General features: G+C 38.8%; 23 protein-coding genes. 8 read left to right on the forward strand and 15 right to left on the reverse strand.

What is annotated here, in order from left to right:
* Window positions 1-87 precede the first annotated feature (87 nt).
* Both ACQ93I_RS04440 and ACQ93I_RS04445 read right to left on the reverse strand, forming a co-directional pair.
* A complete protein-coding gene (locus ACQ93I_RS04440; RefSeq protein ID WP_431697335.1) occupies window positions 88-486 on the reverse strand; it encodes a hypothetical protein in 399 nt (132 codons plus the stop codon).
* 85 nt (window positions 487-571) lie between these two features.
* The gene (locus tag ACQ93I_RS04445; protein ID WP_431697336.1) at window positions 572-868 is read right to left on the reverse strand and encodes a hypothetical protein; all 297 of its coding nucleotides are present in this window, start codon (window positions 866-868) and stop codon (window positions 572-574) included.
* 375 nt (window positions 869-1243) lie between these two features.
* On the opposite strand from ACQ93I_RS04445, the gene ACQ93I_RS04450 reads away from it, so the two are divergent.
* Entirely contained in the window at window positions 1244-2302 is a 1059-nt protein-coding gene (locus ACQ93I_RS04450) for an AI-2E family transporter (protein WP_431697338.1), read from the forward strand.
* Window positions 2303-2318: 16 nt separating this feature from the next.
* Here the strand turns inward: ACQ93I_RS04450 and ACQ93I_RS04455 are convergent, their stop codons facing one another.
* The 4 genes from ACQ93I_RS04455 to ACQ93I_RS04470 form a co-directional block, all read right to left on the reverse strand.
* Entirely contained in the window at window positions 2319-3620 is a 1302-nt protein-coding gene (locus ACQ93I_RS04455) for a dicarboxylate/amino acid:cation symporter (RefSeq protein WP_431697340.1), read from the reverse strand.
* 30 nt (window positions 3621-3650) lie between these two features.
* Window positions 3651-4607: a calcium/sodium antiporter gene (locus ACQ93I_RS04460; protein WP_431697342.1), complete on the reverse strand. Its 957-nt coding sequence runs from the start codon at window positions 4605-4607 to the stop codon at window positions 3651-3653.
* An 84-nt stretch (window positions 4608-4691) separates the two neighbouring features.
* Window positions 4692-5195 (reverse strand): hypothetical protein, encoded by a 504-nt coding sequence (locus tag ACQ93I_RS04465; RefSeq protein ID WP_431697344.1) that lies wholly within the window; start codon window positions 5193-5195, stop codon window positions 4692-4694.
* Between the two features lie 104 nt (window positions 5196-5299).
* Window positions 5300-5638: a hypothetical protein gene (locus ACQ93I_RS04470; RefSeq protein WP_431697345.1), complete on the reverse strand. Its 339-nt coding sequence runs from the start codon at window positions 5636-5638 to the stop codon at window positions 5300-5302.
* A 161-nt stretch (window positions 5639-5799) separates the two neighbouring features.
* Between ACQ93I_RS04470 and ACQ93I_RS04475 the strand changes: the two genes are divergently transcribed.
* Window positions 5800-6003 carry a hypothetical protein gene (locus ACQ93I_RS04475; protein ID WP_431697347.1) on the forward strand — a complete coding sequence of 68 codons (204 nt, stop codon included), beginning with the start codon at window positions 5800-5802 and terminating at the stop codon, window positions 6001-6003.
* A 426-nt stretch (window positions 6004-6429) separates the two neighbouring features.
* Window positions 6430-6957, forward strand: coding sequence for a porin family protein (locus ACQ93I_RS04480; protein ID WP_431697348.1), 528 nt, complete (start codon window positions 6430-6432; stop codon window positions 6955-6957).
* A 356-nt stretch (window positions 6958-7313) separates the two neighbouring features.
* Here the strand turns inward: ACQ93I_RS04480 and ACQ93I_RS04485 are convergent, their stop codons facing one another.
* Window positions 7314-7490: a histone H1 gene (locus ACQ93I_RS04485; RefSeq protein ID WP_431697349.1), complete on the reverse strand. Its 177-nt coding sequence runs from the start codon at window positions 7488-7490 to the stop codon at window positions 7314-7316.
* 291 nt (window positions 7491-7781) lie between these two features.
* Between ACQ93I_RS04485 and ACQ93I_RS04490 the strand changes: the two genes are divergently transcribed.
* Complete coding sequence (locus ACQ93I_RS04490; protein WP_431697351.1) at window positions 7782-8414, forward strand: hypothetical protein; 633 nt, start codon at window positions 7782-7784, stop codon at window positions 8412-8414.
* 67 nt (window positions 8415-8481) lie between these two features.
* Here the strand turns inward: ACQ93I_RS04490 and ACQ93I_RS04495 are convergent, their stop codons facing one another.
* Entirely contained in the window at window positions 8482-8604 is a 123-nt protein-coding gene (locus ACQ93I_RS04495) for a hypothetical protein (protein WP_431697352.1), read from the reverse strand.
* A gap of 668 nt (window positions 8605-9272) precedes the next feature.
* Here ACQ93I_RS04495 and ACQ93I_RS04500 point away from each other — a divergent pair.
* From ACQ93I_RS04500 to ACQ93I_RS04515, 4 genes are all read left to right on the forward strand, one after another.
* Window positions 9273-9608 carry an ArsR/SmtB family transcription factor gene (locus ACQ93I_RS04500; RefSeq protein WP_431697354.1) on the forward strand — a complete coding sequence of 112 codons (336 nt, stop codon included), beginning with the start codon at window positions 9273-9275 and terminating at the stop codon, window positions 9606-9608.
* A gap of 18 nt (window positions 9609-9626) precedes the next feature.
* Entirely contained in the window at window positions 9627-10400 is a 774-nt protein-coding gene (locus tag ACQ93I_RS04505) for a metallophosphoesterase family protein (protein ID WP_431697355.1), read from the forward strand.
* A gap of 1 nt (window position 10401) precedes the next feature.
* Window positions 10402-11460 carry an ACR3 family arsenite efflux transporter gene (gene arsB, locus ACQ93I_RS04510; RefSeq protein WP_431697357.1) on the forward strand — a complete coding sequence of 353 codons (1059 nt, stop codon included), beginning with the start codon at window positions 10402-10404 and terminating at the stop codon, window positions 11458-11460.
* 406 nt (window positions 11461-11866) lie between these two features.
* Entirely contained in the window at window positions 11867-12499 is a 633-nt protein-coding gene (locus ACQ93I_RS04515) for a CatA-like O-acetyltransferase (RefSeq protein WP_431697358.1), read from the forward strand.
* Window positions 12500-12618: 119 nt separating this feature from the next.
* Here the strand turns inward: ACQ93I_RS04515 and ACQ93I_RS04520 are convergent, their stop codons facing one another.
* The 7 genes from ACQ93I_RS04520 to ACQ93I_RS04550 all read right to left on the reverse strand — a co-directional run bounded on the left by ACQ93I_RS04520 (window position 12619) and on the right by ACQ93I_RS04550 (window position 22943).
* On the reverse strand, window positions 12619-12882 hold the full coding sequence (locus ACQ93I_RS04520) for a type I restriction enzyme endonuclease domain-containing protein (RefSeq protein ID WP_431697412.1): 264 nt from the start codon (window positions 12880-12882) through the stop codon (window positions 12619-12621).
* Entirely contained in the window at window positions 12816-13673 is an 858-nt protein-coding gene (locus ACQ93I_RS04525) for an alpha/beta hydrolase (RefSeq protein WP_431697359.1), read from the reverse strand. Before ACQ93I_RS04525 ends, ACQ93I_RS04520 begins: the two co-directional genes overlap by 67 nt.
* Before the next feature lie 59 nt (window positions 13674-13732).
* Entirely contained in the window at window positions 13733-16735 is a 3003-nt protein-coding gene (locus tag ACQ93I_RS04530; RefSeq protein ID WP_431697360.1) for a type I restriction endonuclease subunit R, read from the reverse strand.
* Complete coding sequence (locus tag ACQ93I_RS04535; protein WP_431697361.1) at window positions 16732-18018, reverse strand: restriction endonuclease subunit S; 1287 nt, start codon at window positions 18016-18018, stop codon at window positions 16732-16734. The genes ACQ93I_RS04530 and ACQ93I_RS04535 overlap by 4 nt, the downstream gene beginning before the upstream one ends.
* 163 nt (window positions 18019-18181) lie before the next feature.
* A complete protein-coding gene (locus ACQ93I_RS04540; RefSeq protein ID WP_431697362.1) occupies window positions 18182-18892 on the reverse strand; it encodes a hypothetical protein in 711 nt (236 codons plus the stop codon).
* Window positions 18893-19043: 151 nt separating this feature from the next.
* Window positions 19044-20072, reverse strand: a complete 1029-nt coding sequence (locus ACQ93I_RS04545) for a hypothetical protein (protein ID WP_431697363.1) — start codon at window positions 20070-20072, stop codon at window positions 19044-19046.
* A 144-nt stretch (window positions 20073-20216) separates the two neighbouring features.
* Window positions 20217-22943, reverse strand: a complete 2727-nt coding sequence (locus tag ACQ93I_RS04550) for a TrlF family AAA-like ATPase (RefSeq protein WP_431697364.1) — start codon at window positions 22941-22943, stop codon at window positions 20217-20219.
* Window positions 22944-22963 lie beyond the last annotated feature (20 nt).

Raw genomic sequence — 22963 nt, forward strand, 5'->3', positions numbered from 1 at the left:
AAAATGGCATTTTTGAGACTCCATTTGCTGCTATTTTCCTTCGTCTTATTACTGAAAACTGATTTTTTCCGAAGTAAACTTCAGGAATTATTTTCCGTTGTCTTGGGGTGGGGCAGTTCCTTCAGCTTCTTCTTCAAGGACGAGTAAATAGCGATCAAACTGTGGTTTTGTAAGTATATCCCTGATTTCCCTGGTCTCCAGTATCTTCAGGTTCTTAAGTCGGTCAAGCCTTTCTTCTTCCGAAATATTGTCCTTCCACAGTTTTTCGCGTTTAATATCAAATTCCACAAATTTCTTTTCCATTAGTAAAGCCTGCTTAGCCCTTAAAGAAAGTTCTCTTTCCCATTTTTGCACCCTCTCCTTTGCCGCCATTTCCATTTGCGGATTATTTGAATTCTGAGTAAGATCCTGTGCAGTAGCTATACTACTGAAGACTACAATAAAGCTGAGGCTTAATACCAGCCGGAGGATTTTTATATGTTTCATGATCTTTGTGGTTTAAATTGTTATTACTGAAATACTTCTTAAAAATGGCATTTTGCAGCATGTTCTAAGGAACTTTTAACGGGAGCTACTTCAGGTAATTTTTTTCCCGAATGATCACCGAATCAAGAGCTTCTTTTAAATAAGTAAGTGCAAGGTCTTTTTGATCGGTCTCATTTTCCTGAACTTTGTGGTTTCTGATATCCATAAGAATATCGAAACTCTTAGCTGTCCAGTTGATCTCCTGCTGGTCATCAACTTCGCTTAATCGGCTGGTGGTCCTGTCGAGAAGCTGCATGAGTTTATTTGTGAAATTCTCATCACTGGCCTGGAGCTTCTCAACTTCAGTTCTTACTTGTTCAAGCTCTTCAATCTTTCCTTCCATTGTTTTCAATTTCTCTTTCGGTCATTTCCCATTTTACCATTCAAAAAGGGTATTTCAGGGTAAAAAATTTATATTTTTAAAATTCATTTCCGTTTAAATTTACCCGCTACAATGGCCGATTGCAAGAAGTTTAAGAAAGAATTAGGGGAAAATAATATTCAATTAACAGGCGGAGGCGGATATGATGATTTAGCCTTTAATCAAATGACATTTAAGCAGTTAAAAAAATGTAAAATCCAGATTATAAAGCAAATCCTTTTCTAGCTTAGCTTCCTTAGTAACAGGTTTCTGAACTTACAGCGCTGTTTGGAGCGGGTTCTAAAAGAGAGATATATTTTCAGAAAAAAATAGGGAGCAGACTTAAAATAAGATTTTATGAGCAGAGGGTTTACGATTGGTGTGAAAGTATTTATGCTCGTGTTAGGGCTCTACTTCTTTTTTTTGGGACTGGCAGCTGCGAAGGGTTTTCTGGCTCCTCTTATTCTAGCTTTGGTGCTGGCATTAGTGGTGCTTCCTGCCACGCGGAAACTGGAACAAATTATTCACCACAGAGGAGTCTCTTCTATGCTTGGCACTCTGCTTATCTTCATTTTTTCGCTGGCTTTTTTGATCCTTTGTTCAATGCAGATACAGAGTTTCTTTAATGAGTGGCCGATAATTAAGCAGGCAATGACGCCTGAGATTGAAAATTTTAAAAGCTTCCTGTTTGAGCATACTCCCCTTGATAAGGCTTCACTTCAGGATTATTATTCAGCCGGCTCCTTACCATTTTTTGAAGACCAAATGGTAGAAGCGGCTAAAGCGCTTTCTTTTTTAAGATCTTCCCTCAACTTTATGGGAACTTATCTCATTACATTTATTTATATGTTCTTTCTTCTTTACTACCGGAGGCATTTTATAGAATTTATCCTATCGTACTTTAAAGCGCAGAAGAAAACAAAGGCCAGAAAGGTATTGGAGTCTTCTGCAAAAAGGGTTCAGGATTACCTGATAGGCAGGTTGATCTTAATGGCTATCCTGGCAGTGCTGTACACTGTGGGGCTGGGATTGTCGGGTGTACATAACTACCTGCTGGTAGGAGTTATTGCTTCTGTTCTCACTCTCATTCCGTGGGTTGGCAATATAATAGGTTTTGCCATGGCTATGGTTTTTGGATATCTTACTTCGGGAAATATTGACGTACTCTGGGGAATCGTGGTCACCTTTACGGTTTCTCAATTCCTGGAAAGTTATGTGCTACAGCCTTATGTGGTTGGAGATAAAGTTGGGCTGCACCCATTCTTTGTTATCGTGTTTGTTATTCTTGGAGGAGTAATCTGGGGCCTTGTGGGAATGGTGCTGGCTATTCCCGTAATGGCTATGGTCACAGTTATTTTTAATCATGTAGGCATTTTAAAACCCCTGGGCTTTTTGTTCAGTAAGCAGAAAGGCTGAATCCCCGGGAAATAACCTACGGGTTAAATTTTGGTACAACGTTTATAGATTCAACGGGTTTACTTATAGATTGTGCGACGACACAGGAAACAGCCGCGTCTCCCGAAACGTTCACCACTGTTCTACACATATCAAGTGGGCGGTCTACTCCAAAGATGAGGGCAAGTCCGGCTTCGGGGATTCCCGCCTGTGCGAGTACTATCACCAACATCACCATTCCGGCACCCGGAACAGCAGCCGATCCTATGGAGGCGAGGGTGGCAGTTGCAATTATCCCCAGCTGTGTAGCCAGGGAAAGGTCAAGACCAAAGGCCTGGGCGATAAAAACTGCCGCCACAGCCTGGTAAAGACTGGTGCCATCCATATTTATTGTGGCGCCCACAGGAAGCACAAAACTTGCTACTTCCTTTGGCACTCCCAGATGATCGGTCACCCTTTCCATAGTAACCGGAAGCGTGGCTGCGCTTGAACTGGTAGAAAATGCCAGAAGCTGAGCAGGGGCAATTCCCCTGTAAAAAGCTAAAGGAGATCTTTTGGTAAACAGGTAGACCATCAGGCCATACACGCCTATCATAATTATGAGACCAAAAACCACCGTTAGAGCGTACATTCCCAGTGCGGCAAAAAGGTCGGTACTGGGAGAATCTACGATCAATGCTGCCAGAAGTGCAAATACTCCGTACGGTGCCGCGAGCATGATAATATCGATCATCTTTAAAATGACCTCATTAAATCCATCGAAGAAATCCTTGACAGGTTTTGCCGCTTCCGCAGGGATAAGGATGAGGCGAACGCCAATAAACAGTGCAAAAAAGATCACTTGCAGCATGTTTCGGTTATCGGCGGCGGCCCTCATGAAGTTTTCAGGAACTATATCTACCAGCCCCTGCAAAGGTCCTGTTTCTTGTTGCGCAAATGCCTTATCGATATTTGAGGTGGCTTCAGTTTCATAGCTGGACAAAAGATCTGTTCTTGTTTCCGAAGAAATTGAAGCCCCAGGTTTGATAAGATTGACCAGTAACAGGCCAATACTTACTGCGGTGACAGTGGTTAGAATAAAAGTAAAGACCGTGCGAAAGCCCATTTTTGAGAGGTTAGTGAGATCTTTAAGATCGGACACTCCTTTGATCAAAGAGGCGAGGATAAGCGGTACGGCAATAAGTTTAAGCGCGTTAATGAAGATGTTTCCAAAAGGTTTTATCCAATCCCGCACAAAAGAAGGCCCCCAGTTGAACTGTGATAAAACCAGGCCGGCAATAACGCCCAGGCTCATCCCAATAAGGATCTTCCAGTGCATTGGCATTTTCTTTTTCTTCATATTCAGTAATTAATTTTTGGTGCTAAAGATCTACAGTTCATTAAGTACCAGGTAAGTAGTGTAGGCGAGGTACAACAGCAGCAAAACCCCGGCTTCCCATCTTTCAAGTTTCCTTTTACCGCCCAGGAACATGAACAGGAACAGCAGAATAGTACCTCCAAACAACAGGTAAAGATCTGTGTTGAAAACTATATCGTACCCAATAGGTTTAACCAGGGCACTTAAGCCTAATATGAAGAAAATATTGAAGATGTTTGAACCCACGATGTTCCCTACAGCTATATCATTATTCCTTTTAAATGCTGCAATTACTGAAGTAGCGAGTTCGGGTAAAGAAGTTCCGGCAGCAACTATGGTGATCCCGATTATCTTTTCACTCACTCCCAGGCTTGAGGCGATATCCATGGCATTTTCTACCACAAGTCTTCCTCCAATAATAAGTCCTGCAAGACCCAGCGCAATAAAACCAAAGATCCTGGTATTGGAGATCTCTTTTACCGCTACAGGTGAAGTTGAAGGCACATCCTTTAACTGAGTATATACATAGAAGAGGAAGGCCAGAAAGAACAGGATGAGGATAACAGCATCGCCCCTACCTAAGATTCCTTCAGCATCTAAAAAGAAGTTATTGACCAGGAAATAAAGCACGACTGCGGCCAGAAGCGAAATTGGGATCTCTTTCCAAACCGTTGTTTGTTGTACCAGCAATGGGGAAATGAGTCCTGCTACGCCAAGTATAAAAAAGAGGTTGAAGTTATTACTTCCTATCACATTTCCAAACACAATATCCTCATGACCCTGATGCGCCGCAACCACGTTCACCACAAGTTCGGGTGCCGAGGTGCCAAAAGCAACAATGGTGAGGCCTATGGCGAGATCAGAAACATTTTTTTTGCGGGCAAAGGCAGAAGAGTTTTCCACAAGCCAGTCGGCGCCTTTGATCAGTAACAGAAGTCCGGCAATCAATAATAAAAACTGTAGTATCATTAATATTTTAAAATTAAGTTAGCTCCTAAAGGTTAGCAAAAAAGAGAAGAGAACTTTCGGGAAGTTTCTCTTCTCCTGAATGCGTTATGCCGCAGAATTAATTGTTGGACGAAATACGACGACCGAATTAATGATTGCATTCCATTTCTCCGCATTTTTTAGCTCATAGTCCTGCGCGTAACTTTCTTCACAGTCGTAGAGGCCTAAAATCTGCTCACAGCCATTGTGCAATTGTAATCTCAGCTCAAGCTTTTGTAGTATATCTTCTGTCCGTTGGTCGACTTTTACGGTCTGCACATGTTTGAGAACTTCAGATTTTGTGACTTCCCTGAGATCTATAATTTCTGCCAATATTCCTGATTTCCTTTTTTGAACAAACAGGATTTTAGCACTTTTTCTATCAAGCCCCACAATGTTGTTATTCCATATAGTTTTTTCGTCGAAACTTAACTGATGCTTTTTCGCCACTTCGGAAAATTTCTCTTTTAGTTTTTTTACTGCCTTTCTTCCAATCAATATAAATAGGAGGTAAGGGACAAATATTGCTGCCACAAGGGCAAAATCTACAATGATGATATCTAGTTTCATTTTCTTTATTTTTTAAAATTCAGGTATTGACTTAGGGTGTCTACCGGTTGTAGGTGACACTGTATAGGCGGAACATTTCCTTCCGTAAAGCTGAAACTTAAACTTTAAAAAAAAACATGGAAAGGAAAAATGACCTTTTTGAGACCCAATACCGGAAGTATATAGCGGGAGCGTTTAATATAACTGAGGGAGGTTATAGTGTGATTGTGAATACGGGCATCAAAATCTTCAGCAACTCCAAACCCTGCAATTACAAAAACCGGGTTCTTATGGTTTGGCAGGATTGACTCAAAAAGATCGTCTACCTGTTCTTCAAATGAGTCTTCTAAAACTTCCTGCGGAATAAGATCTTCCCAATTGGCAGAAAAAAGGCTGTTACTACTGCTTAAAAGTAGCAGGAGCAGGAAAATCCTATGGTTAACGATAAACAGGGTTTTGATCATTTTCACGATCAAATGTAATATTTAGTTCTGTTAAAAAAACATCAGATAAATAAAATATCAAGACAGATGAAGAGGATTTCATATTACGGTAAAGAGAGGGTGAAATGACCTGTTCAGGAGGGAAGAAGAATATAAGTTATTCCGGATTGTAAATTGTAGGTGTGGAGATAGTGGAAAACAAAAAATCCCAACAGCTTTATAATGAGCTTATTGGGATTTTATTTAGTGACCTCGACAGGATCATGAACCCACTTCAAAACCCCTGTAAAAACAGGTGTTCTAAGAACCTTCCTAATTTTGTTGACCGAATTGTGAACCTTCTTCTAATGGATCCCTTTCGTCATGAAACAAATTTAACCATTTAAAATCAATTAATTACAGTAGTAGAACGATATAAATTCTTATTGCCCTTCAAACTTTTTTGAAGTTTTAGCAGTGCAAAAAAGGTTCATTTTGTTGGCTGATCCAGAATCCATCCCATGGTCAGAAAATGCTTTGTATTAGTTATTGTTGACCTATGGTAACCTTTATCTGAAATAGGTTGCATCGTAAATTAGCCAGTTATATAACTTAGAAGTTCATGCGTATCATATGCCCGTTTAAAGAGGAACTTAAACTTTATTTAGAAGTCTTTACTTCCAGAACATTTTTATCCCTGTGGTCTATCCATTCCACTTTATAAATAATATAACCTTATAGTTCTTCAAGGAATATTTTGTAATTAATTATTTTCGGCGGATAAATTTTTTAACAAAAAATTATTACATTCACATTATATTCTAAACAACCTTATGAAAAAAATTATTCTTTTATGTTGCGGAATTTTTATGTCCGCCCAGGCTTTTTCTCAGTCTGCTGACTTTGGATTGACTGCTGGTTATTTAAACCTGAATGTTTCTTCAAGTTATGAAGGATTCAATGCTTCGGTTAGCGAATCTGGTTTTTATCTTGGAGCCTTTGCTGATTTTAAATTATCGTCCGATTTTTCTCTTCAACCCGGGGTGAATTATGGGAAAGTTCAAGATTCCGAAGGTATCTTGTTCATTCCTGTTTTGGCTAAGTATTATGTAGGAGACTCTGCGTTTAACCTTTTGGCGGGTCCACAGGCCAGTATTATTTTGGAGGACACAGGGGATGAAATAAATGCTTTTGGTCTGGATGTAACATTTGGTGCTGGATTCGAAATCACAGAAGACTTCCAGTTACAGGCACGTTACTCCCTGGAGCTTACAAATCGGATTGGGGATGTAGAGGGGATGCCTAGTGATGTAAAGTCAAGAGTTAATTCTCTGACCATTGGGTTGGGGTACAAATTTTAAAAAGATAATCTTTTAATAAATGGCGGGCTCAAAAGTCCGCCATTTTTATTTCATAAAAACTGCATTCCTTAGAATGTTTTGTCAAATAAATAACAACCAACTATTTTAAATGACATTTTGTAAGGGCTATTCTCTTTTAATATAAGGTTCCTTTTTTTCCGACAAAAATGTTCCTTTTATAAATGTCAACTTACCAGTAGTATCAACTCCTCCAGTTTAGACGAGGTATAGTACTGAATCTTTCTAAAATAACCAAAATCTGCATTTTATTAGGAGAAAAAACTTTTCTTATTTTAAGGTAAGCTCTTTTGAAAGCCCCTAATTATTAGCAGTTTTCATTAGGGGCTGAAGAATAATTACTTTTTACTTTCCGCTATAGAAGCTTTGCGGAATTCTTTTAGAAGTTTCTCTAATTCTAATGATGATTTTCTTGCTCGTGTTCCTGCACTTTTATTTCCGTCTTGCAATTGCGTGTTGGCATCCGTTTGGAAGGATTCAAAGGTACTTTGGATGTTTTCAATTAGGTCTTTCATGATTTTAAAATTTAAATGAGGTGCTAAAATAGTAGATATATGTGATTATGACAGGACTTTTTGAATTTCTGGTGTGCATATCGAGTCCAGTCAATTAAAATTAGATGTTTATATTAGAATTAAGTTCTGCAAAAACAAAATCTGCCTTTGAGGATTTGGAATCACGAGCTGAATGAAACAACGTTTTTATTCATTTACTTATGAAATTATCGTGATTCCTGCTTCATTTTCAGAACACCTGCAACTTTGCATTTCTAAAATCGTCTTTATGATAACAAAAGGTTTTTTAATATGAAACGAAATTTAATTTTCCTGATCTCTTTAATCGTTGTAACCTTTCTTTCATATAGGATTGAGTCCTTTGAATTTCTTTTAATAGCTATTATTTTGCTGCTGTTGGTCTTTTTAATTCTGTTAGGAATCATTTCCATTTTTAAGACGATCAATCCCAAAAAGTTTAAGACCCCACTTTTGATGCTTGCAGTATGTTTAGCAGGGGTTCTTGCCTCCTTGTTACGTCCGTATGATGAAGCTATTCTTGAGGATGGCAACAGCAGTGAAAAATTAAAATATGCATATGAAACCGATCAGAAAGATCGAATGCAGCTCAAATCCTACATTTTAGGTGAACTGAATCCTAGAGATAAAAAGAGACTGAAGCAGGTAAAGGAAATCTGTAAGCAGGAGAATGATTTAAAACCTATAGATAAATTTCATGCCGCTTTTGTCTACCACCACAGTGACAACAGCAAAGATTATAAAATGGCCTCCCAGCTTGCAGCTGCTGCAGCGGAAGCTCCGTCACTACAGGAACATTATCAGGTTCAATGGTTGAGTAAAGCTGCTTTCGATAGGTGGAGGGTGTCAATTGGAAAACCTCAAAAATTTAATACTCAGGGAAAGTTTTCTATAGACCTTGAGTGAATGAGCATGAATAAACTCTTTGCCTCAACCCACAGGTTCGAATTAGTTCCTTATTCTTAGTAATTTTTCACCTCCGGAGTTCTTCCATGTCTTCCAGTTTTTGAAGAAATCTTGAAAGGGCTTCGTTAATGGCGGTTGCCGGAACATCGGAATAGGAGCTCACCAAAAATTCCTGAAGATCCTCCTCCAAAACCACCTTTTTGAGATCCCGCTGCAGGGAATTGCCTTATTTGTATGCGTAACTTAACTCCTGAAGGTCTTCAGTGTTATCTTTACACAGTTCTCGGTTAATAAATTGTTATTGCCCTTCAAACTTTTTTGAAATTTTAGCAGTGCAAAAAGGTTCATTTGTTTGGCTGATCTAGAATCCATCCCATGGGCAGAAAATGCTTTGTATTAGTTATTGTTGACTTACGGTAACCTTTATCTGAAACAGGTTGCATCTTAAATTAGCCAGTTATATAACCAAGAAGTTCATGCGTATCATATGCCCGATTAAAGAGAAACTATCCAGAAACTAAGGAATCTCCCTATTCCTGCGCTTCTCGAAGGGCTGTGTTTTTTTTAAAACAACTTTTTCTTTTGTCTAAAAATATATTCATCGTAATATTGCAATATTAAATTTAAAATCTTGAGATGAAAATTTTAATTCTTGATCTGCTTTTCGTTAGCCTTTCAATGTAGAAAGGTCTGCAAGATCACTTTAATATGCAGGGCTTTGGCAGAAACGAATTTAATTCAAACCATCCAGAAAGATTTATTAGGAAGAACTATGTCATTCCGTTCATTCCGGAGGAGAAATTACTTCCGGCCCTGCTGAAATCTTATGATAATATGAAACCTGTAACCACAATTTAAATGGGAGTAACAAAAAGCAGTCTCTTTACTGAGGCTCAAAATGACCTTGCACTGGCTGCCAAAGCACTGGCTCATCCTGCACGGATTGCCATCATTGAATTCCTTCTGAAATGCGAAAGCTGTATAAACGGCGATCTTGTAAATGAACTGGGATTGTCCCAGGCAACTATTAGTCAGCACCTTCGCGAATTGAAAGATATTGGGATTATTCAGGGAACCATAGAAGGAACCCGGGTGAATTATTGTATCAATGCCGGGCGTTGGTCAGAAATTAAGGAGAAATTTGAAAAAATCTTTAAACAGTTCAAAGCTCCTTCATCAAAGAATTGCTGCTAACCTAAAGATAAATTATTTATGAAAATTGCATTATTCAGCGACATTCACGCTAATCTTCCGGCTCTGGTAGCATTTTTTGCCGACGTAGCAAAGCAGGAAGTTGATTCCATTTACTGTCTCGGCGACCTCGTGGGATATAACATCTGGCCAAATGAAGTAACTGAGGAAATAAGAAAAAGGAATATACCTACCATTGCTGGGAATTATGACTTCGGAATTGGCAGGAACAGCGATGAGTGTGGCTGTGCCTATAAAACAGATGAGGAAAAAACCAACGGGGCCGTTTCTATTTCTCTGACAAATGAATTAATATCAGATAAAAATCGGGCTTTCCTTCGATCTCTTCCGGCACAAATCCGTCTAGAATTTCAGCTGAATGAAGAGAAGCTCAATCTGCTCCTGGTTCACGGAAGTCCGCGAAAGATCAATGAATATTTATTTGAGGATCGTGCGGAAAAAAGTCTATTGCGCATTATGGAGGATGCAGATGCCGATGTTATGTGTTTTGGTCATACCCATAAACCTTACCATCGTATCCTGAATTCCAGAGATCAAGAAAAAGCTCATTACAGGCACGCGATCAATTTGGGTTCTGTGGGAAAACCAAAAGACAGTGACAATCGCGGATGTTATGTTATTCTTGAGATAGATGAAAATGCTTCAGCTTTAAATAAAGACAGTATTAAATCTCAGTTCATCAGATTCGAATATGACATTGAGAAAGCAGCAAAAGCTGTTGAAGACAGCCGGTTTCCCAACTCCTATGCAGAAAATTTAAGAAACGGATATTAATATGAATACCCTCAAACAAAAAAAATTAAATTTCCTGGACAATTACCTCACCCTGTGGATCTTCATTGCAATGGCCGTTGGAGTAGGAGTAGGATTCTTTTTCCCTTCCTTTCCCATGAGGTTGAACCAGATGAGCAGTGGCTCAACAAATATTCCTATTGCCATAGGACTAATCCTAATGATGTATCCGCCGCTTGCAAAAGTAAACTATGCTCTGTTACCTAAAGTATTTAGAAATGTAAAGATTCTTTCGGTTTCACTTGTGCTTAACTGGATCATTGGCCCTGTGCTCATGTTTGCCCTGGCACTAATTTTCCTTCAGGATCATCCGGAATATATGGTAGGTCTAATTCTTATAGGCCTTGCCCGTTGTATAGCAATGGTACTGGTATGGAATGACCTCGCTGAAGGCAGCGGCGAATACGGTGCAGGCCTGGTGGCTTTGAATAGTATATTTCAGGTTTTCGCCTATAGTTTTTACGCTTGGATTTTTATAACCGTTCTTCCTCCTTACTTCGGATTTGAAGGTGCTATGGTAGATATTTCCATTGGCACTATTGCTGAAAGCGTTGCCATCTACCTCGGCTTGCCCTTCTTTTTGGGAATCGTTACCCGCTGGATAGGGGTGAGGGCTAAAGGGGAAAAATGGTATTCTGAAATTTTCATTCCGGCTATCTCACCTCTCACTCTTATTGCACTGTTATTCACCATTGTAATCATGTTTTCACTAAAAGGTGAGATGATCGTAGAAATTCCGATGGATGTGGTGATCATAGCCATACCGCTTCTCATCTATTTTGCTGTGATGTTCCTTGTCGGCTTCTTTGTAACAAAAATGACAGGTGCCGATTATGACAAAAATGCAGCGGTAGCTTTTACTGCTGCCGGAAATAATTTCGAGTTAGCCATTGCCGTAGCCATTGCTGTATTTGGTTTAAATTCGGGGCAGGCTTTTGCGGGAGTTATTGGTCCCCTGGTGGAAGTACCGGCATTAATCCTCCTGGTAAGAGTTGCGTTTTGGCTTCGGAAGAAATATTATCCAAAAGCAGTACCTGCTTGAGAAGTACAATTTTGCAATATTTTTAAAAAAGGGAACTTAAATTTTGCTCTGAAAATCAAAGCACTACATAACCAAAATTAAGAAAGAAATTCCGCCCTTTTTCTGGGGATGTTATTCCAGTCGGAAAAAAATAAAGTAATAGGTTGTAACTCATCATAAGCAACTTAAAGCCGCTTCAGGTAGGAACCGACTGCACCGAAGCATAACGGATCCAGATACCCTGTTGGCCTTCAAATTTCTTGTAGTTCTACCGGGTAACTTCGGCCAATAAAGTTCCTGTTCCGGTGGCACTATCCCATATTTGTAATTTTTGGACTTCCTGTTCATTTACCTAACGATTCCCTACTTTCGGTCTAGTTGAGTAGCACAAATAACCTAACTTCGTTGTTTCAAATTTTAATAGAGAGTGAGAGTTATTGATATCGACAAATGGAACAGGAAAGAGCATTATGAATTCTTCTCAAAAATGGCTAATCCAATGTTTGGTATAGTAACAGAGGTTGAATGTACCGAGGCTTATAAATTTTCAGTAGATACCGGTATTTCCTTCTTCGCTTATTACCTTCATAGATCAATGATAGCGGTAAATTCAGTAGCCGAATTAAAATATCGGATAATCAATGAAGAAGTTATTGCTTTCGATACTGTTCATGCAGGAACCACAATAGGCAGAGAAGATGGCACCTTCGGCTTTGCATTTATACCTTTCAGTGAAAGCTTTGATAAATTTAATGATGACTTGCAAAAGGAAATAACAGCTGTGAAATCTACAACAGGATTGAGGCTGAACAATGACGATATCACAAAAGACTTAATCCGTCATTCTACCTTTCCCTGGCATTCTTTCACAGGACTTTTGCATCCGAGTAACCATGACAAAAAGGAAACTGTACCTAAGATTACTTTTGGAAAATTTGCTGTTCGTGATGACAAGAAATATCTTCCTGTTTCAATAGAAGCACATCATGGGCTTGTTGATGGGTTACATTTGGGAAAATATCTTGCAAATTTTCAGGAACAACTTAATAAAAAAGGATAGATAGCTACTGCCTGGATAGGAGCTGGTCTCCAGACCACCAAAGAAAAATCAAATCTGAAATCTCCAGGGGAATTAAGACGAACAAAATTTTCGAGGTGGCTACCGGCGGCTATAAAAATTTAAAAATTAAGCCTCCATCGGCCAGTCCCATACCAGTCCTCTGCCTGTTTAATAATTTCCTTCAGTAAATTATCCAGTGCCAAAAATGGCACTTTGCCCCGTAATTCCTTTTTCACTGTTAACCGAATGGCGGCACGGGCGTCTTCTTTCTTGGTCCAGTCGAGCTGGAGGTTTTCTTCCCAAACCTTAAACCAGCCTAGCGCAGAAATCCGTTTGAAACGAAAGGCAGTGCACGATAAAGCGCAGAATGCCAGTATTCCCAGTCATGGCCACCATCTCTTACCCTTAATTCAGAAGGGATCTCAGCCTTCTGCATCGCGCCGTAAAAATCGAGATTTATTGGAAGTAAGAAGTCATCGTCCCCACAATCTATAAACCACCTGATATCCTTTAGTTCTGCCTGCGTCTCTTCATCAGCACCGGCGACAAATTTAACCGCGTGGTTTTCGAGGACGGTCCTGTTCAATTCTTTGCCTTTTTCATCTGCATTCTGGATTCCACCGCCGGGTTCGATTCCGAGCCAGGCGCTCATGGCATAGACCGAGGAGAACATATCCGGGTGTTTCTGTGCGTAAACGACAGATCCGCCGCCGCCCATGGAGAGTCCGGCAATCGCGCGGTGTTTCTTATCGGGAATTGTTCTGTAGGTTTTTTCAATATGTGGGATCAACTCCTCAAAGAAGTAATCTTCGTAGGCCCACCCGTCCATGTTGAAATACCCATACCAGTCTGTTCCGGCATCCGGCATTACTATAATCATTTCTACCGCTTCTTCAGCATTGATGAGCCGGTTGGCTACGTCCTTTACATGTCCTCGTTCTACCCAGTCTTTGTTGCTGCCATACAAGCCATGCAAGAGGTAGAGAACAGGATATTTTCTTTCTGTATCGGTGCTATAGCTTTTGGGCAGGTAGATCGAATAACTTCTTTCGGTATCGAGGATCCCGCTGCTCATGGTCTTGAATTCGGCCACGCCCTGCGGCGGATTAAAATCTTGAGAGTAGCCGACAAAAGTGCTGCCGATCAACAGGAATAATGTAAAAAATCTTTTCATGAGTTTAGGTATAGTGGTATAATATGACGTTTTTTCAATCTTATTTAACTGTTTTAATTTTAAGCCTCTAACGGCCAATCCCCATACTGTCCCTCGGCTTGTTCTATCACTTCCTTCAGCAGATTATCGAGTTCAGAAAAGGGCACTTTGCCACGTAATTCTTTTTTGACCGCTAACCGAATAGCGGCACGGGCGTCTTCTTTTTTGGTCCAGTCGAGTTGGAGGTTTTTCTTGACCGAGTCTACTACTTTATGCACCAGATCCTGGATGGGACCGGTCTGGTTCAGTAACTTTTCGTTGGCTGATAAAAGGTCATAGAAAGCGAGTTCGTCTTCAGATAAACCGAGTTGCCTGGTCCTGATGTCATCCTGCTGAAATTCATTCGCGATATCGAGCAGGTGCTTGATGGCTGCAATGGAATCCAAAGAATTCCGGTGGTAGTTGCTCAGCACCTTTTCCAACTCTTCTTTCAGCTTGCGCATCCGGCGGATGTTCTTTGGCATTCTCACTCTTATCTCGTCATTGATGATCCTGCGCAGCAATTCGACTTTGATGTTCTCGTCACCTTTTTCCTTTACAATGGCCTGGAACCTATCGTCTACTATGGAAATATCGATCTTATCCAGGTTGTACATTTTTGCCAGATCCACAATCTCCTGTGATTCCAGGGATTTGCTGATCAGATCCTTTATCTTTTCATTCTTCTCCCTGCGCGGACCGGGAGGGAATTTGATCTTTCTGATGAGCTGTCTTATCTTCTGAATGATCGCCAGCTCTTCCTGTATCTCCCATAATCGCGGATCTGAACTCGTCATCGCCACCAGTTCTGCCAGCTTACGCTCTTCGAGCAAAAAGGCATCGGTAACAGCATCAGATTTTAAAAGGCTGTTCACTTTAGAATTGGACCATTTCATCCTGTCCATAGAGGACATTGCATTGATGTTTTCCGCAGAAAAATCTCCTATCAAATCCTTCACTTTCTCCAACTGCTCCAGGCAAATTTTTACCGCGGCTTCAAGGTCCAGAGTGGGTTTTCCTTCCCCGCCTCCGGCGGTGTATTTTTTGGTGGCTTCGGCCAGGAAGCCGGAAATGCCTATAAAATCTACTACGAGTCCGTTGGGTTTTTCTCCAAAAACCCGGTTCACCCTTGCAATGGCCTGCATCAGGTTATGGCCTTTCATTATTTTATCCACATACATCGTATGGGCACAGGGGGCATCAAATCCCGTGAGCCACATATCCCGAACGATCACAATCTGCAACGGATCCTCAGGCGTGCGGAAACGCTTTTTTATGGCTTCCATCGCTTCTTTGGTGCGAATATGCGGATTCCATTCCGGCGGATCTTTACTGATGTTCCCGGTCATTATCACGGCTATTTCAGAACAGCCTTCCAGTGCGCTGAGGGCGTTGTACATTTTTACGCAGTTGCGCCGACTCATACACACGATCATTGCCTTTCCCGGCAGCGTTGCTGTTCTTTTTGTATAATGGGTGAGGATATCTTTGGCAACTCTTTCCACGCGATCATCGGCCCCGGCGGCATCTTCTATCGCGGCCCAAACGGCATTGTTCTCCTCGTCCTCATCTTCTTCCATTTCATCCAGCTCCTTGTCATATTTGGCTTTGATGTTGAGCGGAACCATTTTTGGCTCGTAATAAATTGGCACCGTGGCACCGTCTTCCACAGCCTGTTTGATATCGTAGGTGTGAATGGTGGGTCCAAATACCTGCTGGGTATCGGCATCCTTGCCATCTACGGGAGTTCCGGTGAAGCCTATAAAGGAGGCATTGGGCAAGGCACGTCTTATGTTCTGCGCAAAGCCGCCGCTATGGAACCCGTACTGGGTGCGGTGGGCCTCATCTGCCATCACGATCAGGTTGGTACGTTCAGAAAGTACAGGGTGGGAGAGTTCTTTTCCTGAAGCCAGTTCTTTTAATCGGAATTTCTCAATGGTGGTAAAGATCACCCCGCCGCCATCTGTGCTCAGCAGGGCCCGCAGCTCATCTGTGGTATCGGCGTGTTGTACGTGGCCCACCAGGTCTTTGCACAGCACAAAATTCTCATAGAGTTGCTGGTCCAGGTCATTGCGGTCTACCTGGATGAGGATGGTGGGATTTTTCATTTCGGGCATTTGCCTCAGGATCCCGGTAAGGATGGCCATCGAAATGCTTTTGCCAGATCCCTGCGTGTGCCATATCACTCCCAGCCGACCATCACCTGTGGGTTTTATATTTTCTACCGCGCTGTCCACCGCTTTTTTGATGCCCCAGTATTGGTGATATTTTGCGCCTTTCTTGATTATTTTCCCGTTGTGGTCTTCGTGGAAAATGAAGTTTTGAAGGTAATTTAATAAAGTTTTCTTCGGAAATAATCCCTTCAGCAAGGTCTCCAGCTGAAGTTCCTGTTGCTGCTGAAGGTCATCCCCGTGTAGGCTTTTCCACGGAGCAAACCACTTCAGGGAGGAGTTGTACATCCCGTGCAGGGTTTCCAGCCCATCTGAAACTACCGTGATGGCATTGTAATCAAACAGCTGCGGAATATCCTGAAAGTAATGCCCAATTTGCCGGTGCGCGTTTTCCACGCCCACTTCGGGATCAAACATATTCTTGAATTCAAAAACAATGAGCGGAAGTCCGTTGATGAAAACGAGCAGATCTGTGCGGCGGCTGTTCTTGCCAATGATCTTTACTTCATCTGCACACACAAAGGTATTTTTCTCGGGTTCCCTGTAATTGATAGGGTAGAGGTGCCGGGCCTGTTCTTTGCCCGAAGCATCTTTCCAGGTAATGGAAATCCCCTGGGTCATTTTAAGGTGAAAATCGCGGTTGCGGTGATCGAGATCCATTCCCTCGTGCTGCGTGAAAGCTGAAAGTGCTTCGTTAATGGCGGTTGCAGGAACACCCGGATAAGAGCTCACTAAAAATTCCCGGAGATCCTCCTCCAAAACCACCTTTTTGAGATCCCGCTGCAGGCAATTGCCTTCTTTATAGGTGTACCCCAACCCTTTGAGGCACTCTATGGCAGCCTTTTGCACCGTGATCTCGATCATTTGTGTCATAAGACTTCAGTTAAGGTTTTCTCCACGTCTTTCACGCGGACTTCCCCGCTGATGAGTTTTGGCAATAAAGTATCGCGGAGTTGAGTTAGGGTTTGGTTTTCTTCGTTATTATTATCTATTGTTACATACATCACTCCTGTTCGCTCTTCAAAAGAATGAAGTAATTTCTTTGGGGGAATTAATAAAGGAATAGATTTTAAAGCCCCAACTGGTAGCTGTTGTAAGGCCGTTCCACTTTTATTAGCAACAATTCTATTGTTGTTTTTTGGCGCCTTAAAAGTTTGGTATAGATAAGAACTTGGAACCTCGTCCTTACCATTTATTCGCACTAATTGAGCATTTATATTGGCGCCAATAAAATAATTTGGTACTCGTGCGACTTCTCCAATTGAACCACGTGTTACAATTAAGACGTCTCCTTTCTTAAGATGCCCTTTAGTAATCGTTTTATGTTTTTCTAAACTAATATATCTCAGATCATTACTTATAAGTGACCCATTTACCATATTAACTGCACGTATAAAAGGGATGCCAGTTTCTATAAATTCCTTTGATGTTGGATATTTCGAAGAGTAGTTTCCATCACCAATTTCAAAAGAAGTTTCTTCAATTTTCTTAACTTCCCATCCCTTCGGAATTTCCCCCAACTCAGAACCTACAAATTCCCCATCCTGAAAAGGTCCAAAATCAACAAACCAGTGCTTGTATAAAGCCATTGCCATTTCTTCCAGGGTTTTGTTCATCTGAAGGTTGAGCTCGATCTTATCGTCTAAAGCTGAGAGGATGGAGGCGATGGATTTTTGTTCTTGAATTCCGGGAACAGAAATTTCAAACTCTTCGATCATTGTTTTGGTAAGGGCATTTCTCGTTGCGCCTGCCCCGGCCATTGTTAAAAGCAAATTTTTATTTTCTCTTGAAAGAAGTGAATAATGTAAAAAGTCAGGATTTAGGATCTTCTCATTTGCCCTCACTATAGCCACGTGCTGGTTCACTCTCGCAGGTAACCAATGATCTGGAACCTTACATACTCTTGCCACAGAATCACCGGTTATGTTGAGAAGAACATCCTGAGATTCAAGGGTTACATTATTTAGTGCTGCTGCCTGTCCCTCATCTATAAATGCAAGACCGTTGCTGGAAAAACTGAAATCAAGAACATTCTGGCTGCGAATTAAAGAGATGCCACTTTCTTTATAAGCTTCTTTACCTCCTCGAGGAGTGGCACCACTTCCTATTTTTGATGTTAATTCTTTTAATTTATATGTTTTCCAGTTTTCTGGCATTAGTTGTTGTTTATAAATGGTAGTCGAAAATGCTATTTTTTAGAGGTGTGTCGTCTTCTACCTTTCATTGTTAGGGAAACAGAATTTAAAGAATTAGACACCAGTTTCCAAGGGTGGTCAAAAATGTCATTTCTAACGTGTATTGCGCAATTTATGTTACTCATCATTGTTCTGCAGTTTTTTTATCCCGGACATATTCTAATCTGAAAACCATCCAATCTTTCAATTCCGAATTGTTTGGAAATAAAGATTTCAAACCTTTATTACAAATATTGTCGAGAATTAGCTCAATTTTAATGGTGAATTCTCTCATTAATGGTACCAAGTCAAACTCTTCAAGTTCGTCATAACTCGAAACGATCGTTAAGTTATCGGCCCACTTGGTCACGGTCGTTCTTGTCAGTCTAAAAGCATCTACTTTTTCATTTTCCGAAAGATGGTTAGATGTATGAGCTCCTACTTTATTCCTTAGGTCGATGATTTTGAGAGAATTTAATTCTTTGTTAGTTATCTTTTTTGGTGGAGTTTTAAATAATTCGATTAACTCCATTGTTGCTTGTTTCTGTTGATATACTGCGTTTAAAACACCATAAAGTTTGAGATATCGTTCTCCATAATTATTATCATTATATTCGGAAAGACCATTTTCGTAAACTTCATTTATTGCGAGTTGTGTGTCCTCTATAAGATCTATACAGGATCTAAGCCTGAGATGATCGTCATTATTTTTAAATTTTAGATTACGGTTCAAAATCTCTTTATAACTATTTTCATCTTCATAATTTCTAACTCTTGTATATCTCAGAAATCCTAAGAGTATTTCGCAATAAATTTCAATTTTACTAATCTGATCTAAATATTCTTCGTCAGTCATTTGTTCTAAAAAATTCAAAGAAAGTCCCGTATAAAAACTTGCGAACTGGCGAGGGTTATTTTCTGCAGAAGAATTTGCTGAGCCAGCGAGCTGGGAGTTTATATTCAAGACTGTTTGAACATTTTTTTTAATTTAATTGGTGGAAAAAGTTTTAATTATAATATTCTATTTTATCGTATTTCTTAAGGCTCTCGATAAAGTCATTCGCATTTATTTCCCCTTTTAATATTTTATTCATAGTCTCGGAGGATTCTTTATCAAATTTTCTAGAATTAAAAGGGGATCCATTTGCTGCTATTAAAAAGTTATAGTCACTTAAAAAGCGCACTCTTAGTTCCGCGCCGAACGTATCAACAACTTTTCCTTTTATCAATTTTGAGGCATCATCATATTCCTCTCTTGTAAGCTTAATCTTATTTTTAAACAATCCATATTCCTCAAAAGAATATCCCAGCGAATCGATATGCCTGTTTATATCTTCTTTAGTTAGTTTATAAACTCCTGTTTGTTTTTCACCTGACGTTTCTATATAGATGAAGGATTTATAATAAGACCCGCTTACAAACACGCCAATTCTTTTGATCTTAAATTCTCTGATTCCAATTAATAATTTTGTCCTGGAGAGTTTTTTAAACTTGTCAATATACATCGAACTCCCTGCTCTGAACCACCAAATCGGAGTTAATATTCCACCTTTTCCAACTACTTCATATTGTAAAGGTGGTTCGAAGAACTTTTCTAATCTCGTTATTGCTTCTTTGGATTCATACCATTTGAACCCTCGTTGACCAGAAAAAGCTCCTGCAAGTTTTTCAGAAAAAATTGCAGTTGAAGTCATTCCTGTTCTTGGAAGCTCATCCGCATCCTCATTAGAGTCAGTTTCAGGTTTAGTGAGCCATTTTTTCAATTTTTGATAAATCAAAAACAGATAGCTGACTAAGAAAACGGTGAGTATTGCTATTAACAACCAAAAGAAAAAGGTATTAATCTCCATATCCGCTTTGAGATAAGTGACTACCCTATCAAATCTTTCTCTAAAGGTTATTCCTTCATAAATACTTTTTATCCAAATATAAATTGTTGTCAGGAATGAAGTGCCGATTCCAATAATAATAAAGGAAATTACTTTACTCCAAACAGGGTCTGTCCAATATTTCTCTTTAAATTCCTCTATGTTCATCTATATTATTAGCAATGTTTCGAATTACGCAAATGTGTCTTGGAGGATTCGAATTCGTCAGTTAAAAATGTAATTTTAGGCTACTCAAAAATGCCATCTTTGAGAGGCATTCCACAATTGTACTATTCATTATTGGCCACTGGCTTATGGCAAATCATATTTCATTTCTCTTTGTTTGAAAGCTTCATTCCCTCCCTCAAGAATTTCACAGACGTGTTCTTTTATCCCTTGACTTTCTAGAATAATTTCATTGCTTTCATCACGGTTTTTTGAATTCTCTAAGCTGCCAGAAACATATTGAAATTTGATATTATTTCTATTTTTCGTGTCAATCCCATTTTGATTAGCGACAATAACTTGTTCTGAATCTGCACCAACAACGATGTTTGGATTATGAGTGACAACAATAATTTGACGTTTTTTCTTTTTCTTTTTTAGATAGCGTACCAAATCAGCATAAATAGCACGATTATCTAAATCGTCCTCCGGTTGGTCTATCAAAATTGGACATTCTTTATCACTAAAATCTAATAAGAGCATAAGAACCACAAATGCCTTTTTACCTTCTGACATTTGTTTAAAAGTGTCTTCGTATAAAATATCATAAGATATACTGAAAAAGTTCGTGGACATTAACTTTAGTGCTAAACTCAGATGAGTATTTTCTCCCTTCAGAGTTAAACGCTTTGTAATCAATCTTTCAAAAATCTTTTCTATTAATTCAAAAAAGTCTTCAGGTTTTTCAAAATTGAAATTTACTAGGCTTTTCCCCAAATCACTCTGTTGATTGATACTCCAGGTTAGCAGTTCTCGTAATCTGTTCTCGTTTAATTTCGGAAATGCTACAATTTCCAATTTATTTTCTGAAACTTTTAAATCTTCTTTTATCTCTTCTATTTGGTTATAAAACTCCCGATGAGCTTGTTTGATAGATGTTTTAAAAGATTCAATTTGAAGCTTATATTCATCAATTTCTTTTTTGATATTTTTAATATCAGTAAGCTTGTTTCTTTGAATATTTAGTTTTTCTTCAACCTCCTTATATTGTTTATTATTTTTAAAAGCTTCTAATCCTTTCTGATAAGTCTTGTTTAATTTAATTTTTTCAATCTCACCTGTTACTTTATCAAATTCTATCTGATTCTTTTTTGAAATCATATTTAAATTTTCAAACCACTTGGTTTGAAATTCATCTTTGAGTTTAGAGAAGGCATTCTTTATCTCCTCACGATTCCTGTCGTTCAATGAAACTAGATCATAGTCAATATCTTTATTTATGAAAAATTTCGATTTAAGGGATTGAATTTTAGTAATTTCTTCTTTGAAAAATTCGAGAGATTTTTGCAGGGTTTGAAGCTGCATTGTATAATTATTATATTCTTCTAATTCCTCTTCTGAAATTCTAATTTTGCTTTTTAGTTCAGAAAGTTCAGCTTTTAATTTTTCAATTTCATTTGTTATTCCTTTTTCATCTCCTTTTTCTTTTAAATCTGTTTTTCTATTTTCTAAGCTTTCTTGAAGGTTAAATAGTTTATTTACTTTAGAAGTGATATCAGAGTTATTATCACTTGAAAAAGATTGATAATTAACGACTTTTTGATTCTTTTCTGGGCTCTGTCTAACAATATCGTCTATTAAATCATCTAGTTCACCATTTTTATTTTTAGCTAATTGGTACATATAGCTTTGTGGAAAATATTCGATGTTCCGGTCATTATTTTCAACACCATCTTTCCAAATAATTGATAAACTTGAAACTACGGAATTGACAAAATCGGCATAATCAGGATTATCAAATTTTACCGGTTTATCACATTTCAATTTTTTTGCAATTGCTCCTAACAGTACTGATTTACCAGTAGATCTACCACCAATTATTGAGTTCAAATTTTGATTTAAATAAAGTGTTTGTTTGGTAAAATCACTGTGCGCTATTGTTACGGAATCAATAGCTTGATAACCTGGTTTTTCTTCAGGTTTTAATGTAGAAATTTGAACTCTTTCTTCTGGTTCGAATCCAATTTGCTTTAATCCGTTAAATGTTGGATCAGCTTTTATCCAAGTATGACAATTATAATTTTCACTTGGTTTTAGATTTTGATCGGAATCTAATTCATAAGTATCTAATTCCTTAAAAGAGTGAATATCTAAAGAATGAAGTAATTTTTTGTTACCAAATTCATTTAGCCATACTTGATTTTTTTCATTGGTTTCTGAATTACTGCTAAAAAATGCTTTAACCTCTGAATATAAAAAGTTCTTTAACGGCTTAAGTTGTTGGTTTTTTTCTAAGTTACTCCACTCCTTATAACCTAAAAATAAAAATGTTTTAGCCTTCCAAGTTTGGGATTTAACTGTATCTAAAACTTCCTTAGTTGAAGGTATTAAAGAATTAAAACCATCTTTTAAGGTGCCTCCAATTTTAGCGAAATTATCTTTTGAAAGTTTCTTTGTTTTATGTTCATCTAATGGGGAAATATTGATGCGATCAATAAACTCTTCCTTTACCAGTTTAATTTCTTCCTCTATTTTTGATTCATCTAAATCAAATAGAATATGAAGATTAATTTTTTGAAGTTTATTTTCGTTACCACTTCCAAATGTGTCTATTCGGAATTCTAGAATTGGAAATATTTTATCGATATTTTTTAGACGACCTTCCCTTTTATATTTAAATACCTTTTCGAATCCATCTATAAAATAATAATCAGTAATCCCAATTACTTTAACTTCTTTAGGTAAATTTTCTAAAGCTAAAATGAATTTTTCCCAACTTTCATTATTATTTATATATTCTTGGCAAATTGATTCAGGTGTATGAATATGTAAATCCCATATTCGCCATTCTGATCCTCTGTAATTATGTTTCATTAAATATTATTTCTTTTAAC

The sequence above is a fragment of the Salinimicrobium sp. WS361 genome (genome assembly GCF_050750585.1).
Classification (GTDB): domain Bacteria; phylum Bacteroidota; class Bacteroidia; order Flavobacteriales; family Flavobacteriaceae; genus Salinimicrobium.

Bases quoted from the DNA above. Each gene is read 5' to 3' on its own strand.
- ACQ93I_RS04545 (WP_431697363.1), bottom strand. From the start codon at position 20,072: ATGAACATAGAGGAATTTAAAGAGAAATATTGGACAGACCCTGTTTGG.
- ACQ93I_RS04485 (WP_431697349.1), bottom strand. From the start codon at position 7,490: ATGAAAGACCTAATTGAAAACATCCAAAGTACCTTTGAATCCTTCCAA.
- ACQ93I_RS04440 (WP_431697335.1), bottom strand. From the start codon at position 486: ATGAAACATATAAAAATCCTCCGGCTGGTATTAAGCCTCAGCTTTATT.
- ACQ93I_RS04535 (WP_431697361.1), bottom strand. From the start codon at position 18,018: ATGCCAGAAAACTGGAAAACATATAAATTAAAAGAATTAACATCAAAA.
- ACQ93I_RS04450 (WP_431697338.1), top strand. From the start codon at position 1,244: ATGAGCAGAGGGTTTACGATTGGTGTGAAAGTATTTATGCTCGTGTTA.
- ACQ93I_RS04540 (WP_431697362.1), bottom strand. From the start codon at position 18,892: ATGACTGACGAAGAATATTTAGATCAGATTAGTAAAATTGAAATTTAT.
- ACQ93I_RS04505 (WP_431697355.1), top strand. From the start codon at position 9,627: ATGAAAATTGCATTATTCAGCGACATTCACGCTAATCTTCCGGCTCTG.
- ACQ93I_RS04465 (WP_431697344.1), bottom strand. From the start codon at position 5,195: ATGAAACTAGATATCATCATTGTAGATTTTGCCCTTGTGGCAGCAATA.
- ACQ93I_RS04470 (WP_431697345.1), bottom strand. From the start codon at position 5,638: ATGATCAAAACCCTGTTTATCGTTAACCATAGGATTTTCCTGCTCCTG.
- ACQ93I_RS04455 (WP_431697340.1), bottom strand. From the start codon at position 3,620: ATGAAGAAAAAGAAAATGCCAATGCACTGGAAGATCCTTATTGGGATG.
- ACQ93I_RS04550 (WP_431697364.1), bottom strand. From the start codon at position 22,943: ATGAAACATAATTACAGAGGATCAGAATGGCGAATATGGGATTTACAT.
- ACQ93I_RS04500 (WP_431697354.1), top strand. From the start codon at position 9,273: ATGGGAGTAACAAAAAGCAGTCTCTTTACTGAGGCTCAAAATGACCTT.
- ACQ93I_RS04490 (WP_431697351.1), top strand. From the start codon at position 7,782: ATGAAACGAAATTTAATTTTCCTGATCTCTTTAATCGTTGTAACCTTT.
- ACQ93I_RS04525 (WP_431697359.1), bottom strand. From the start codon at position 13,673: ATGAAAAGATTTTTTACATTATTCCTGTTGATCGGCAGCACTTTTGTC.
- ACQ93I_RS04530 (WP_431697360.1), bottom strand. From the start codon at position 16,735: ATGACACAAATGATCGAGATCACGGTGCAAAAGGCTGCCATAGAGTGC.
- ACQ93I_RS04445 (WP_431697336.1), bottom strand. From the start codon at position 868: ATGGAAGGAAAGATTGAAGAGCTTGAACAAGTAAGAACTGAAGTTGAG.
- ACQ93I_RS04460 (WP_431697342.1), bottom strand. From the start codon at position 4,607: ATGATACTACAGTTTTTATTATTGATTGCCGGACTTCTGTTACTGATC.
- arsB (WP_431697357.1), top strand. From the start codon at position 10,402: ATGAATACCCTCAAACAAAAAAAATTAAATTTCCTGGACAATTACCTC.
- ACQ93I_RS04480 (WP_431697348.1), top strand. From the start codon at position 6,430: ATGAAAAAAATTATTCTTTTATGTTGCGGAATTTTTATGTCCGCCCAG.